Source organism: Marinobacter goseongensis (assembly GCF_023156235.1).
Classification (GTDB): Bacteria; Pseudomonadota; Gammaproteobacteria; order Pseudomonadales; family Oleiphilaceae; genus Marinobacter; species Marinobacter goseongensis.
Genome location: NZ_JAKZAI010000035.1, coordinates 1 through 14,081, shown reverse-complemented (window position 1 = coordinate 14,081; position 14,081 = coordinate 1). Strand labels below are relative to the sequence as shown.

The 14,081-nt window shown below is 53.9% G+C and carries 19 protein-coding genes; 8 read left to right on the top strand and 11 right to left on the bottom strand.

Annotated features, from left to right (window positions below; genetic code table 11):
- Together MLC70_RS17385 and MLC70_RS17380 are read right to left on the bottom strand one after the other, a co-directional pair.
- The coding region (locus MLC70_RS17385; RefSeq protein WP_248185635.1) for a multicopper oxidase domain-containing protein at positions 1–534 on the bottom strand (534 nt) is incomplete at its 3' end.
- Positions 535–621: 87 nt separating this feature from the next.
- Positions 622–1,149, bottom strand: a complete 528-nt coding sequence (locus MLC70_RS17380) for a cupredoxin domain-containing protein (protein ID WP_058092401.1) — start codon at positions 1,147–1,149, stop codon at positions 622–624.
- A 204-nt stretch (positions 1,150–1,353) separates the two neighbouring features.
- Here MLC70_RS17380 and MLC70_RS17375 point away from each other — a divergent pair, with 204 nt between their 5' ends.
- The 5 genes from MLC70_RS17375 (at position 1,354) to MLC70_RS17355 (ending at position 5,887) form a co-directional block, all read left to right on the top strand.
- Positions 1,354–2,019: a response regulator transcription factor gene (locus MLC70_RS17375; RefSeq protein ID WP_248185633.1), complete on the top strand. Its 666-nt coding sequence runs from the start codon at positions 1,354–1,356 to the stop codon at positions 2,017–2,019.
- Positions 2,006–3,361 (top strand): ATP-binding protein, encoded by a 1,356-nt coding sequence (locus MLC70_RS17370; protein ID WP_248185631.1) that lies wholly within the window; start codon positions 2,006–2,008, stop codon positions 3,359–3,361. Before MLC70_RS17375 ends, MLC70_RS17370 begins: the two co-directional genes overlap by 14 nt.
- Before the next feature lie 595 nt (positions 3,362–3,956).
- Complete coding sequence (locus tag MLC70_RS17365) at positions 3,957–4,691, top strand: HupE/UreJ family protein (protein ID WP_248185630.1); 735 nt, start codon at positions 3,957–3,959, stop codon at positions 4,689–4,691.
- Between the two features lie 15 nt (positions 4,692–4,706).
- Entirely contained in the window at positions 4,707–5,402 is a 696-nt protein-coding gene (locus MLC70_RS17360) for a hypothetical protein (protein ID WP_248185629.1), read from the top strand.
- Between the two features lie 215 nt (positions 5,403–5,617).
- Positions 5,618–5,887 carry a GmrSD restriction endonuclease domain-containing protein gene (locus tag MLC70_RS17355; protein ID WP_248185627.1) on the top strand — a complete coding sequence of 90 codons (270 nt, stop codon included), beginning with the start codon at positions 5,618–5,620 and terminating at the stop codon, positions 5,885–5,887.
- A 309-nt stretch (positions 5,888–6,196) separates the two neighbouring features.
- Here MLC70_RS17355 and MLC70_RS17350 read toward each other — a convergent pair whose 3' ends face one another.
- The gene (locus MLC70_RS17350; protein WP_248185626.1) at positions 6,197–6,379 is read right to left on the bottom strand and encodes a hypothetical protein; all 183 of its coding nucleotides are present in this window, start codon (positions 6,377–6,379) and stop codon (positions 6,197–6,199) included.
- A 285-nt stretch (positions 6,380–6,664) separates the two neighbouring features.
- On the opposite strand from MLC70_RS17350, the gene MLC70_RS17345 reads away from it, so the two are divergent.
- Genes MLC70_RS17345 through MLC70_RS17335 form a run of 3 tightly spaced genes read left to right on the top strand, consistent with a single transcriptional unit; the run spans position 6,665 to position 7,577 of the window.
- On the top strand, positions 6,665–6,910 hold the full coding sequence (locus tag MLC70_RS17345; protein WP_248185624.1) for an AbrB/MazE/SpoVT family DNA-binding domain-containing protein: 246 nt from the start codon (positions 6,665–6,667) through the stop codon (positions 6,908–6,910).
- Positions 6,907–7,338: a hypothetical protein gene (locus MLC70_RS17340; RefSeq protein WP_248185622.1), complete on the top strand. Its 432-nt coding sequence runs from the start codon at positions 6,907–6,909 to the stop codon at positions 7,336–7,338. The genes MLC70_RS17345 and MLC70_RS17340 overlap by 4 nt, the downstream gene beginning before the upstream one ends.
- Entirely contained in the window at positions 7,335–7,577 is a 243-nt protein-coding gene (locus MLC70_RS17335) for a hypothetical protein (protein WP_248185620.1), read from the top strand. Before MLC70_RS17340 ends, MLC70_RS17335 begins: the two co-directional genes overlap by 4 nt.
- Here the strand turns inward: MLC70_RS17335 and MLC70_RS17330 are convergent, their stop codons facing one another.
- From MLC70_RS17330 to gmtZ, 8 genes are all read right to left on the bottom strand, one after another.
- Entirely contained in the window at positions 7,578–8,045 is a 468-nt protein-coding gene (locus MLC70_RS17330; RefSeq protein ID WP_248185619.1) for a nucleotidyltransferase domain-containing protein, read from the bottom strand.
- Positions 8,046–8,073: 28 nt separating this feature from the next.
- Positions 8,074–8,295 (bottom strand): MbcA/ParS/Xre antitoxin family protein, encoded by a 222-nt coding sequence (locus tag MLC70_RS17325; RefSeq protein WP_248185617.1) that lies wholly within the window; start codon positions 8,293–8,295, stop codon positions 8,074–8,076.
- A 28-nt stretch (positions 8,296–8,323) separates the two neighbouring features.
- The gene (locus MLC70_RS17320; protein WP_248185615.1) at positions 8,324–8,569 is read right to left on the bottom strand and encodes a hypothetical protein; all 246 of its coding nucleotides are present in this window, start codon (positions 8,567–8,569) and stop codon (positions 8,324–8,326) included.
- A 20-nt stretch (positions 8,570–8,589) separates the two neighbouring features.
- Positions 8,590–9,222, bottom strand: coding sequence for a metallophosphatase domain-containing protein (locus tag MLC70_RS17315; RefSeq protein ID WP_248185614.1), 633 nt, complete (start codon positions 9,220–9,222; stop codon positions 8,590–8,592).
- 41 nt (positions 9,223–9,263) lie between these two features.
- Entirely contained in the window at positions 9,264–9,884 is a 621-nt protein-coding gene (locus tag MLC70_RS17310; protein WP_248185613.1) for a 3'-5' exonuclease, read from the bottom strand.
- Positions 9,885–10,251: 367 nt separating this feature from the next.
- Positions 10,252–10,731 (bottom strand): transcription elongation factor GreB, encoded by a 480-nt coding sequence (gene greB, locus MLC70_RS17305; protein ID WP_248185612.1) that lies wholly within the window; start codon positions 10,729–10,731, stop codon positions 10,252–10,254.
- 6 nt (positions 10,732–10,737) lie between these two features.
- Positions 10,738–11,343 (bottom strand): gamma-mobile-trio protein GmtX, encoded by a 606-nt coding sequence (gene gmtX, locus MLC70_RS17300; protein ID WP_248185611.1) that lies wholly within the window; start codon positions 11,341–11,343, stop codon positions 10,738–10,740.
- An 8-nt stretch (positions 11,344–11,351) separates the two neighbouring features.
- Positions 11,352–13,982, bottom strand: coding sequence for a gamma-mobile-trio integrase GmtZ (gene gmtZ / locus MLC70_RS17295; protein WP_248185610.1), 2,631 nt, complete (start codon positions 13,980–13,982; stop codon positions 11,352–11,354).
- Positions 13,983–14,081 lie beyond the last annotated feature (99 nt).

Genomic DNA, 14,081 nt, shown 5'->3' with positions numbered 1-14,081 from the left:
CTCGCGATTGTAGTAATCCGGCATCATTTTCAGGTTGCGCATGATGCGGTCACCGGAATGGGGGTGCTTGTCAGTCAACTGCACCACGTATTCACGATCGTAGCGGAACGGTTCACGTCCCTCGGGTTCGATAACGATGGAACCGTAGGCGCCATCCGGCTCCTGAAAACCGGAGTGGCTGTGAAACCAGTAGGTGCCTGCCTGCTGAATAGGAAATTCGTAGGTGAAGGTTTCACCCGGCTTGATGCCTGGAAAGCTGATACCAGGCACACCGTCCTGATCAAAAGGAAGGATCAGGCCGTGCCAGTGAATGGACGTCATCTCGTCCAGGTTATTGGTCACGTTGATCTTTACGTTTTCGCCTTCTTTGAAGCGCATCACCGGTCCCGGAGATGCGCCATTGTATCCAATGCCTTCTTTCACGAAATCGCCAGTATCAATTTTTACCCGGTCGACCGTCAGGTCGTACTCACCGGCCATAACCATGGCTGGCATCAGCAGGCTTAAAAGTCCTGTCAGTAGGCGTGTTTTCATCTTTTTCTTACTCCAAACTGCACTTCGTTGAAGCAGGGCTGGAAAACAGTCCCAACCCGTGCATTCGCGGGTTTTCAGTACGCATGTTTACTCAAAGTTAACGTCACCGTACATGCCGGCCTGGTAGTGGCCTGGCACGTTGCAGGCGAATTCGATATTGCCTTTATCAGAAAACTTCCAAATCACTTCTTTGCTTTGGCCGGGCTCCAGCAACACGCTGTTCGGGTCGTCATGCTTCATGGTTTTGCCATTGCCCATATCCATGTTCATCATGTCCTGGTTGAGCTTGCCGCCCTGGATCACGCCATGCTCAACCATCATCATCATTTCCTCTTGATGAGCTTCATGCATGTCGGGAGTGCCAACATTGAACTCATGCACGAGGTTTCCTTTGTTCTCCACCACGAAGCGAACGGTTTCACCAGGCTTCACACTGATTTCTTCGGGTTCGTAGTAGTTGTCGTACATTTCCACTGTAATAGTGCGAGAGGCCTCCGAGGCTTTACCCGGTTCGCCGCTGCTGGCACCATGGCCACCGCCATGAGCACCGGCGGCGAGGGTCGCTGCGGACATTGACATGGCAGCGGCTGCAACAATCAACTTGGATGCGTTCATCTTGTCTTCTCCATTGATAAAGTGGCCGGAAATCCCGGCGTCGGTTAGCTCTGAGCAAAGAGCGATGCCAAAATACGAATCACACCATCGCGCATTAACCTGAATTCTCGCTGAAAAATACCAAACTATTTTGTCGTTCAGGCTGAATTCAGGTTGATCGGCGACACTCCAAGACTATTTCTTGGCTCAGAGAAGGAATGTCCGATGCGATTACTGCTCGTTGAAGATGACCGTTTGCTGGCTGAAGGATTACGTGGTCAGCTTGAAAAGGCAGGGTTCAGCGTTGATACGACCTACACCGCCAAAGAAGCCGCGATTCTGGGCGAGCAGGAGGACTATCGGGCCGTCGTTCTGGATCTTGGCCTTCCTGACGGCAATGGATTAGACGTATTAAGGAAGTGGCGAAAACATCAGGTCGTCTGTCCGGTGCTTATTCTGACCGCCAGGGGCGACTGGCACGACAAGGTGGAAGGCCTTAAAGCTGGAGCGGATGACTACCTTGCAAAGCCCTTTCAGACCGAAGAACTCATCGCCCGGCTTAACGCCATTGTGCGTCGAAGCGAAGGTCGCATTCATTCAATGGTCAAAGCCGGACGCTACGAACTGGATGAGAATCGCCAGAGCCTGAAATCCGAGGATGGCACGGAGCACAGCCTCACCGGCACGGAATTTCGGCTGCTGCGCTGCCTGATGAGCCGTCCCGGCCATGTGTTCTCGAAAGAACAATTGATGGAACAGCTTTACAACCTGAACGACAGCCCGAATGAGAACGTCATCGAAGCCTATATCCGCAGACTGCGAAAACTGGTTGGCAACGACACCATTTCAACCCGTCGCGGCCAGGGGTATCTGTTCAATGACGCTGTTTAGCAAGCCCACATCCGTCAAAGGCACCTTGCTTATATTGCTACTGCCAGCCGGCATTGCGTTAATGGGGCTTGCATGGCTGGTTCACGGCCTCTTACTGGACCGGATGTCCCGGGAATTCGTCGAGACACGTCTCAAGGACGAGGTCGCCTTCCTGGAGCACCAGATTCGTGATTCTGGCGGTCAATTGGACAGTCTCCAGACCGGTGACTATTTTCAGGAGGTCTTTCACCACGCCTTCGCCATTCATTCTCCGTCCAGAACGATCATTTCCCCGGAATCCTGGGCACCGGTGTTAATGTCGTTGATTGAATCAGCAAAGGATGGAACCGTTCGTGTGCAGGACGGAGATACGGTCGAAGGCCCAAAGAGCATTCTTGCGTATCGAAAGTCGTTCCGGATCGGCGATACGCCGATTGTAGTGATCGTGTCTGAGGATCTCGGCGCACTGAAACGCAGCCAGGCAGAGCTGCACGCGTGGACAGCCATCGTCTCTATTTTATTGATTCTGCTGTTGGTCGTTGTGATCTGGTTCGGTATCAATCTGTCCATGCGCCCTGTCGTCGAGCTGAAGGCCACGCTTAAGCGACTTCAGGATGGCAAGGTTTCCCGGATTCACCTCCAGGCACCTGAGGAATTTCGACCGCTGGTTCAACAGCTCAACCAATTACTCGACTCGCTGGATCAACGCCTGGAACGATCAAGGGATGCGCTGGCGAATCTGTCTCACAGCGTGAAAACACCCATTGCGGCCGTCCGGCAGATTCTTGAGGACACCAGTCGTCCGCTTTCCAGCGATCTCCGCCTTCAGATGACCGCGAGACTCAATGACATCGACAAACAGCTTGAAGCCGAGATGCGCCGAAGTCGCTTTGCAGGACCACAGGTTGGGAAAAGCGCTTACCCGCTGAAACAGGCGCGGGATCTACTCTGGATGCTGGGGCGGCTATACCCGGAAAAGTCCTTTGAACTGTCGAGTTCTCTGCCGGAGGACGCCCGCTGGCCGATCGAGGAACACGACCTAAATGAAATCATGGGCAATCTTCTGGACAACGCCGGCAAATGGTCAGATCACTGTGTGGAACTGTCACTCGTTCAACGCTCCGGAACACTGCAAATGGGTGTCATAGACGATGGCCCCGGCGTCGCAGACGCTGAAATCAGCAAGCTGGGTCAACGGGGATTGCGGCTAGACGAGCAGACGCCGGGCCATGGCCTTGGGCTGGCAATTGTTCGGGAAATTGTCGAGCGTTATGGTGGAACACTGCGTTTTCCCACGATCCCGGAGCGCGGCTTTTCGGTGGTGGTCAACCTCCCAAAGTCAGCATCAGTGATCAGTCATTGAACCGCCCATTTGGGATGCAAGCTATCAGAGAGCTGGGCAAAGTTTTGCGCTCATGTATTCGATGTTCGCGATCATTTACCATGTTTAATGCCTATCACCCTTGGGAGGGGTGGTATTCTCTGTCCTCAATGAAATCCAACCACAGACTCTTCCCGTTAGATTTATGATTTCAGCCATCCACCAGAGAAAACTGCTTCCGACACTCGTCATGCTGTTTGCATTGGCGGGCCTATCAATGTCGGTGATTGGCGAGTCTTTCTCTCACGGTGTGGCTGAGCTGGCAGGCGATTGGGAATCGCAGTCTGACGGCCAAACGGACAGTCATGGTGCGCATGGACACACCCACGATTTTGACGGAGAGCCAGAGACATCAACAGTGCATCATGATGCTGGCAATCATACCCACGAGACCGTGGACCACCTCAGGGTTCCGTTTGTTTCCCAAAGCCTGACCGTTCTCCGGCAGCCCGTACCCTTAGCCGGAGGTTCTCCCCGCAGTTTGCGCTATCGGCTTGAACGCCCTCCAAAAGCCTCCCTTCGCACTTGATTCTTGCCGCGTAGGCGGCCCGAGAAACCAAATTCGATTGGAGTTTTTATGTTGTCAAATTTGCCTGACCGATGCCGTGGCGCGTCCTCAACGGGCACCGGCAGCCGTCTGTTCTGGATATTTCTGACCCTGAGCTTGCTGAGTGTGAGCACCGATGCGCTCGCCCACGCCGTTGCCCAGGGTGACAAGGGGTACATCCAGGAAATTACCGGGATAAACCTTATTTCGTTCATCTATCTGGGGGCCAAACACATGGTCACCGGATATGACCACCTGCTGTTCCTGCTGGGTGTCATTTTCTTCCTCTACCAGATGAAGCACATCGCGATCTACGTGAGCCTGTTTGCCTTGGGGCATTCCACCACGATGCTGCTGGGGGTTTACTTCAACGTGGGCATCAATAGTTACATCATTGATGCGATTATCGGTCTGTCCATCGTCTACAAGGCACTGGACAACATCGGTGCCTATCAGCGGTGGTTTGGTTTCCAGCCCAACACCAAAGCCGCCACGTTGATTTTCGGGTTCTTCCATGGCTTTGGTCTGTCCACCAAGATCATCGAATACGACATCTCACAGGACGGCCTGATTCCGAACCTCCTCGCCTTCAATGTGGGCGTGGAAATCGGACAATTGATCGCCCTGGCCATGATCCTGATTGTCATCAGCTTCTGGCGAAAAACCGACGGATTTTTCCGCCATGCCTACACCGCCAACGTGGCCATGATGAGTGCAGGTTTTCTGCTCTTTGGCTATCAGCTCACCGGTTACTTCGTCGCCTGATTCTGGAGATTTTTTATGTACAACACCGATATTCCCAACCGTGAAGAACTGCCCAGCACTGCCAAGCTGGTTCGATCAACCATCATTGCGGCAATTGTGGCGTTGGTTCTGCTTGTAACCGTGGTCATGCCCGCCGAATACGCCCTGGACCCAACCGGCGCAGGTCGCCTTTTGGGCCTCACTGAAATGGGTGAGATCAAGGAGCAGCTCGCCGAAGAGGCTGCTGCTGACCAAGCTGCTCAGATGGTTGCTGTTCAATCCTCAACTGAGCGAGAGGCCCCGGAAGTCAAAGAACCTGTCGTGGCTGAAGCCGTTAAGGAGCCAGCTCCCTCGCCTGAAGCAGAAGTTGCACCTGCCGAGCCAGAACCTGCGCCTGCACCTGAAGTTGTGGAACCGCAGTGGCAGGATGAAGTACGCGTGGTTCTCACACCGGGAGAAGGCACAGAGTTCAAACTTACTATGGAGGAAGGCGCTACAGCCCGATTCTCCTGGGTATCAGAGGGTGGCCCGATCAACTTCGATACCCATGGTGATGGAAGTGGTCAGTCAATTTCCTACGAGAAAGGTCGGGGCGTGCCTGAAGACGAGGGCGAGTTGGAAGCAGCCTTTACCGGCAATCACGGCTGGTTCTTCAGAAATCGGAACGACAACGACATCACTCTGGTACTGCGTACTGGAGGAGACTACGGTCAGTTGAAGAAGATGTTGTGATTAACCATTAGATAAATGTAGCAACATCCAGCCCCGCGTGCTCACGGGGCTGGATGTCTTTCAGCAGCTAAATGATGCTTGGGGACTCATCCGCAGGGTTAACTTCCAAGCTTGTACCGAGCGCCGTGGGAGGCTAGGAATGTGGTCGCAATAAGGTGCGTCTGAATGTTCGCTTTGCGACCAAGGCGACTCTAGAGTGGTAGGTAACAAAACATGTGATACCACTAAAGTGGGCGTGGAATCGCGGGGCGGAGGAATGGCCCCCTGCTAAAAGAGAGAAATTTGCAAACGATCCCGCCAACCTGTGGCCCGTGGAATTAGGCTTGAACCGAAGCAAAGGTGCCCGGGCTCCGGATCAGTGGCTGCCACCTTCCGGTCAGTGCCAATACGTGGCGAGATTTACTCGCCTCGTGAAGCAGTACGATCTCTCCTCTTCAACGTCGGAAGGACAGTGGCTCCGAGATTTTATCGGGAGATGTCGGTAACTATAGCTTTCATCGTGGGTAGCTGAGTGGAACCGTTCGACAACGCGTTCATAATTCCGTTGCCTCTGAAGTCGCGACACCGTCAAGTGAGTGACCCCGTATGATGACACTGAACCGAAAACGCGAGGGCCGGGAAATGCCCTGGATCTTTTTTTACTCCCTAAATGCCACTTTTGGGGCCTGCTCGTCGGTCGACTTCCGGGCACCCACCGTCACCCGGCACGAGTCGGAACGGTTCGAGGATGGGTAGTTTGGTGGAGCCGTTCGGCAACACCTTCACAATTATGTTGCCGTTGGTCCGGGTGACCTTCAGAACCGCCTGCGGCCGCGACGGGGCGGCTTGATCGCACCCCCGAAGAGCGTTTCCATCCCTTTCGCGTAATCCGGATCCCGATAGTCACGCATGCGAGCGGCGTCTTTTTCCGCGGCCCGGCGCGCAAAGAAATCGTCCGGTTCCTGTTCAGGGGCTTTCACGTTGCTGCGTGCGGCCATAAAGATCGCTCCGGGAAGAAGGGGCGTTTATCGTTACCAGACAGGATAGCCCGTCATTAAGCCAAAAGGCCAATCTCAGGGTACTCGATGAACCAAAAGGACAGATCCGGGGGTGCCAATGAACCAAAGGGACACTTTCAGGGGGCCGGATGAACCATCGCCGCTGTGAGATAATCGGTTAACACCCGAAAAAGGGTGGTTTCGGGACGGTGACTGGCCACCGACTCACTGACCCCCGCGGCAATCTGGTTTGTCCTTTGGACTCGGAACCAGGGAGAAAACGCTATGAGCAAAAAACGCCTGACCGAAAAAGACCTGCTGGAAGGTCTCGATGCTCACACGGCCCACGCCGACGAGCTGGCGCAACCGCTTCCGCAGGAACTGACGCCACTGGAACGGCTCAAAGGCTCCGTCAAACATTACGAGCGGCCCACCGATCCGGTCTGGGATGAGTGGTTTGAGTCTGACGACCGCGTGACTAGGGATTTCATGGACGGCCGGGACCAGCCACGGAAAGGCCGCAAGGAATGAGCGCCTATATCACGGGCCTCACGGCCCTGTGCATTCCTCACTCGGGACGATTCAAGGCGTTCTGGCATGGTATCGGATCACCCGACAACTGGACCGTCGCCGGCCAGAACTACCCGGATACCTCTCACCTGTTCGGGGACCGCGAGATCGTCGATGTGTCGGCCTATCTGGCTCTGGCTGGGGTTCAGGCAAGCCTGTCCCGGTGTGCCAGCTACGAGCGGGCGGTTTTCGACCTGCTGTACCGGAACATTGAGCAGAACAGCCGGCCCGTGCCGAATGTGCAGCCGTCTGACCTGGATGACGTGGTGGACTTTAAGCGCATCATTGCATGGATTTGGGAGTGGGAGCGGTCCGGGCAGCTGAAACAAGGGAAGTCCATGCGGAGCTGGCTTAACATTGAAGATCCATGGGTGGAAATTCAGCGATGAACACACAATCCAGCATCAGGTCCTATATCACAGACTTGGCCGATCAACTCGGTATACGGTATCAGGCTACGCCCGAAGATGCGTTGGCTGTCATCGCTGCACGGCTGGCTGGTGATGAGGTGGTGACCGATGAGACGGAAGATCTGATTGTCGCGCTTAAACGAGCTGGGGCGATCAATGGCAGAGAAATGGTTGCTTTACTGGGTCGGCATTTGGATGAGAAGTTTCCAGCGCAGTAATTAAGCACTCCAAAGCACAACACCCTCTCGGGTGATGTTCTGAAGCAGGGCCGGGTTGGAGTAGCCAGTTGGATTAGCCCATTCACTCTCCCAAACCGGCAGAGCCTGAATCAAAATGCCGGTTTCAATAAGCACATCAAACGCGAGGCCAGCCATAGCCAGTTTGACGTTCACGAAGTCCTCAGGCTGCCCGCGCAGGATAACCGCCACGTCAGCATCACTCTCCGGGTGATAATCGCCGCGGGCCCGGCTGCCGAACAGAATCAACTGAGTAGCTTCGTATCGGCCGGCTAGTTTCTCCGAAAACAACAGAATGGCCTCCCGAATATTCACCTGATCACCCATAACAACCTGCTCTAAGCCAACCGGCGCCATCTGCTCCCAGTCTCTAAGCGCTTCTGGCATCGGTGCATTCCGGTCACACTGGGCCACCAGTTCAGACAGGGAGTAGGTTTTCCTTTTCACCATAAGTTGCCTTATTCAGATGGATCCGTGACTAAAAGTACCCGCTGTCGATCTGTTTCAGTAACTGATCAACCAACTGCGCGCCCTGCTCGTCTTGCATGGCTTCGTTCGGAGACAGCCCGTTCAACTGTCTCTTGGGTTTACTCAGCCAGCGCTGGGCGTTCTCCGCGTTGCCAAAAATCGCTTCGGCCTGTGCTATGAGTCGGGCCGCTCGGCGAGCGTCGGCACGGCCATCGTGTTCCTTCTCATTCATGTGCATGCCCTGCAGCCACAATAGACACTCATGATTGCCTCAAATGGCCCCGGCGCCCGAGTATGGCTACTGCGGATACCGTTTTGCTTTCCTGACCGGAGTGCTCATTCTTCACCTGGTACTCGCCATCCCATGCCTGGGCATTGCGGTACCGAAATACTTCCAGAGGCCTGAGTTCCACCATGTCATCGTAGCCCGTTTCGTAGCCCTCCACGAGCACGCGCGTTTCCGGAGGTAAGTACCTGAGCAGATCCATCAGTTCGGCTACCGTCATCGATCACACTCCTCGGATTTTCAGATATCCAGGATAATGGGTGGATTAACCGGCTGAAACCGGGCATTGCAGATACTGGCATTCACAAACCGGAGTCCGTCTCTGTCGTAAACGCCGTACCCCTCATGAATGTGGCCGAAAACATGGGCCGTCAGATTTAACTGGCCAACCCGCTCCAGGAGGTCCAGACACCCCACATTCTGACACTTGCCGCGCACAGCGATCTCGTCGCCGATTCGCCGGGGTGGTCCATGGGTAATCAGAACATCCGTAGCCTCCGGAATTCGCTGCCACCGTTCTCGCAACGGCTGCCCCCGGTCCAGCATGAAATGCCAGTCCTGGAACGTGGGTGTCCAGGGAGAGCCCCAGAACCGGATGCCTTCAATCTCGACGCCGTTATCTTCGAGATATACCGCGTTGGTAAGGCAGGCTCTCGCGGCGTCCGGTGTGTCCTGGAACGCCCGGTCATGGTTACCGGCAATCACGAGTTTGTAGCGGTGTGGCAACGTTCCAAGCCAGTCATTGAGGTCTTCCACGTTGGCCAGCTTGCCTTGCCCCAAACAGTCGCCGGCATGGATCAGCACATCACCCTCGGGTACTTCAGCAATGCGGCGATGCAGTCCGTGGGTATCAGAAAGACAAACCAGCCTCATCGAGGGCTCCCCCGTAAATCCTTCATCTGCTCCTGAACCAATCAAGAATCGGCACGGAGGGTTTTCCTGGCCAGTAGTTCGGGCTCCAGCGCCCAGTCCATGAAGGGTAGCAGTCGTGCGATATTTCGAGCGTCATCCACGCCGCGATGCGGTCGCCCTTCAAACGCCAGGTTGTGGAATGCCAGCGCACTGGCCAGCCCCGTCTTTTTCTTCTGGCCGGTGGATCGCCGCCAGATCCGTTTCAGGTTCAGGTGCGGCCAGGCCATGAATTTCGGGGCAATATCGTGGGCCTCACTTTCTGCCTGGATTTGATGCCGGTCGTAGTTGCCCCAACTACACCAGATCAGGGATTCGGAAGGTTGACCCAGCCATTCATCCAGTGCGCGAACCGCCTCGGAGTATGTCGGAGCAGCGTCTACCATTGTCTGGTTAATACCGGTCAGAGAGCGGCAAAACGCACTGAGGTCCGGATTCCGGGTTGGCCGCACCAGGAAGGATCGGCTATCCAAAAGCTTGCCTGCTCGGGTTGCGAGCGCACATCCGAACTCGATGATTTCCATGTTCCCGATGCTCTGGCGTTCGCCATTAGGCAAACGGGAGTTTTCCCAGCAGGTGGCTTCCAGGTCCACGATCAGAATGGGGGCGTCGTTTTGCTCGGGCACAGGAAGTTTCATGCGATAGTTTGGGCAGTAAAAGGCAACAGAATTGTGAATCTGTTGCCGGAGAAAGCCGATTCCAGCCTGTTAACTATAGCGAAGCCCGCTATCAGGTGGGATAGGAAGTTTCATGCGAGAGCTAATGTTCCGCGTGTACCTACCCCCGCCGAGCCAAGAACAACAACCGGCTGCACTTGCTGGCCGCATTCAGCAACCTGCTGATTGGTGAAAAATACATTCTGGCGAAGGGCCAGTGCGCCTATTTTCCGCCAAAATGGTGGGAAACGGGCAAGAAACACACAAATAACGGGAAAATAGTGTCTGAATCCTCGGTTGTCCGCCGGCTAAAACCAAGATAAGCAAAAATCAGCGGTTATTCAGGCCTTCCATAGGTAATCTGCTCAATTTCCCAAACTTTATCGGATTCTGGTGTTCTTACTACGATTTCGTCCCCCGCGCTTTTCCCCAAGCAAGCTTTGACCACGGGTGCGTTTACGGAGACGTAGTATTTTTGGCCATATATCTCATCAGGGCCGACGATACGGAATTTGAGCTTTTCGCCATTTTCATCGACCAAGGTGACCCAGGCGCCGAAGAAGGCTCTCCCCTCCTGGACGGGGCTGTATTTGACAACACGGAGCTTGGAGAGCCGGTTTCTAAGGTGTCGGACCCGGCGGTCGATCTCTCTCAATCTCTTTTTATTGTACTGGTAATCTGCGTTCTCTGAGCGATCGCCTAGGCTGGCTGCCCACTGTACCTTTTTGGTGACTTCCGGTCGCTCTCTACGCCAGAGGTGGTCGAGCTCTTCTTGAAGAGTGGTGTGGCCTTCCGGTGTAATTACGTTTGTATCCATGGTGCTCTACAAGTATGTGAGTGCTTTCTTGACTGCGTCAACGGTGGCGGGTCGCAGAACGACGTTTCCGGAGCTGTCGATTATCTCCCCGTATTCTGAGAGCGAGAAGCCCCACTTGCCAAGGAATTCGTCGGATATAAGGTATTCCAGTGCCCTGCGCTCCAGGGGGCTGAGCGGTCGATCCTCCGCAGCTGCCTCATTCTGGTAGTCTCTGACTTCGATGCGAGTGCCGGGCGGCACGAACTCGCGGAGCTTTTTGTTGGCAGCCGCCAATTCGGCAGCCTGAATGCGAGCCAGAAGCTTGTGTTTCGCGTTTCCGATTTCCTCTATCCAATCATCCTCACCCTTCGGATTCATTGGAGGTTTGTCGCTTTTATGATGCTCTGCAAAAGACTGGAGAAGCGCTCGATAGGGCTCTCCGGTTTTATTGCGTATGCTTTGCGCTTTAGGGACTCCTCGCTTATGACCGAGCCTGGCGATTGTGGCTATGGCGAAATCGTCCAGGCCCCGCTGCTCCTGCTCTTTGCAGATCTCATAGATGGCTTCGAGTGTTCTGGAAGCTCTCGGTGTGGCCTTCTCTTTAAGTTTTTCCAACAGCTCTTCCGGTTTCATGGCTGCCTCTACTGTACTTTCGGTAGTGATTCTTTGGTAATCAGTTCGATTTCGGAGGGCTCAATTTTTTCCGGCCCCACGAGATCACAAAGCTTTAGTTGACCATCGATCAATTTATTAACCCTTTCCCAAGACTTCAGGCGTGCTTTGAATAGAGCGACCAGTTGGTTGCCCACGGTTAATTGTTCATCTTGGGACAGCATGAATAGCCGTGGTGCCAGCTCATTGAAACTGGCCATTCGATCCAACAACTGGGATCGAGGGATGATGGCTCTGGATGGGTTGGAGCTCTCGTAGATAGTGGCGTTCTCACAGACTTCGTGCAGCTGCTGAAAGTGGGAGGTGTCCTCAATTTCGAGCTGTATCTCGGAATCCGGCATCTTGATCAGGGCTACGCTGGAATCCGCAGACTCGATTCTGGCGTTTGCGACAGACTGGCACAGCTGGATGAGTTTGTACGCAGATTGCAGGTCGCAGAGTAGCATATCCATTTTTTTGGCTGCGCTTTCATATTCGGATTCGAGCTTCCGAAGCTTGAATTCCAGTGGTGTTCTTTGGCTGGCGTCAAACGTTTGCTGCTTTAGGTTGGCGATGTATTCCTGTCGATCCAACTCAGTGACCTGCTCTTCAATAGCCGAAATTTTGTCCTGTAACTGCTGACAAATCGCGGACTGATCGTTGGCCTCCAAGAGAATCTCGTTGGTAATGGAGAGCAACCCACCCAGGAAGACTGGCCCTGTGATGAAGTGGCGGCATCTCAGGCAATTTTGGAAACCAAGATAACCTGAAGGCGTAGGGCTATGGACCTTGGTGGCCCCGATCTCTTCACCGCCGTCGCTACAACGTGTGGCGGCAAAGGGGCAGATGCCGTAGTCGCGGAAAACATAGTTGCCCGCCGGCACATCGTTGTTGAGCGATTGCAGTAAATCTTTATTGGTGCCGACAAGCTGATTTTTAACGGCTTCGATGTTATTTTGCTCAATGGCCGCTTGGGTTGCTTCCGCCTGGGATTTGAGCGCCTGCTTCTCGCCTTCTTCGAACCGCTGCCGGATGTCTCTCTGAGTGATTTTGCAGTAGTAGATCGACATAACGATGGAAGAATGCCCAACCACTTTCATCACGACTTCGACCGGCATACCCATGTCCATGATGTAAGCCGTAATCAGGCTCACGCGCATGGAGTGTGGAGTGTATTTGGACTTGTAGCTTGAAAGCCGGTAGGCGTTTCCCCGGAGTTCAGCTAGTTTCAGGCTAGATGGTTGAATATGGTAAAGCGCAGCGGCTAGGCGCATGGTGAGCGCCGTTCCGGGATTTTTGGGCTCTACATCGTTAAAGGCCCGGAATAAGAAACAGTTGACGCCTTTGGCCTTGCGTTGCAATTCGTTCAGATTGGTGCGGACGCATTGAGTCCAAGGAGTGGCTTTTTCTATCGGGTTGTACTTTTGTTGCCATTTGCGTAGACGAACCAACCAATAGGCGAGGTCTTCCGGAATCCATGGAATGGAATAACCAGCGCCATTGTTGCTGGTTTTGTTTGTAGTGACATACATTCCCAGATTGCCGTCAGGAAGTTTTTTGATAAACGACTGTCTCTTGGTGCTACCGGCAAGAGGGCTGGGATTTCTGACCCAAGTTACAGCGCCTTTGTCATCAAAGTCGGCAATCTCTCTGTCACCCTCGCCAGAGTCGTTGTAGGCGATCTGACGGCCTCTCAAAGGCACCTTGGTGAGGGCAAAGGTGTGAATCCAGTCAGTGGGACACCAGAGGTAGAATTGCTGGCCTTGCTTTCGGACCACGCAATCCGGATCTGAGTGATCAACCAAATGCGCGGGTATTTTTACCCAGTCGGTGTCGAATTTTTGAAGGTGTTTGAGATCCTGAAACGTTTTTGCGTTTTCCGGAATGATCCATTCCTGGGCTTTGCGGACGAAGGAGTATTGCAGACAAGGCTTGGTGGATTCGCTCCGCGTAGGTGCGGTTACGCTTTTATCCTCGACGAGCAAAGCAAATGGGTTTCGGGCATCCATCACCCGAATGATTTCACCGGTTTCTTCATCTTCATCCGTCAGGTCGTTGCTGATAACGTAATCCAGGAATTCGTTAATGGCGATGATGATGTTACGGCGGTAGTTGTCTGTGGGTAGGCGTTTCAACTCTTCTCGAAATGGTCTGATGTTAACCCGCTCCTTGGTGAGTAGCTCTTGTGGAGACAGGCTCTTGTCATGCTTTTCTATATACATGCGAACGAAGCGGCACAAGTGGGTTTCTTTTGAGCCACCCCCCTGCGCCTGTGTCATGAATTCCCGGATTTTGTCAGCCCACAGGCGGTACGGTGCGGAAATGTAAGCGGGTTTGAATGGCTTTTCTTTGCCACAGAAGTCGAACCAGCTCTCCCATTCGTCCTTGTATACCTCATGAGGGGTGCGTGGGTAGCGGGCATCATCAAGAGAGTTTATCCACGACTTGTACTCCCGCTGGTTCTTAATACCTTGTGCCTGAACTTCCCGCTTTAGCTGTTGGTAAGAGATCTCTTCAGGGAGATCGAAAAATTCCGTGTAGCTATCCCATTCATTACTAAACATCCGTTCCGGGTGTGCTGGCAACTCTGGCACATCTTTATATCGCTTTTTGTACTCCACGGTATTCGTAATACCGTGCTCCGTAAGCGTCTGGCCATCACACCTTGTCAGGTGTAGCCGGCGTCCAGTTGTGGGGCAATAGCTCGTCGATGGCGTTGT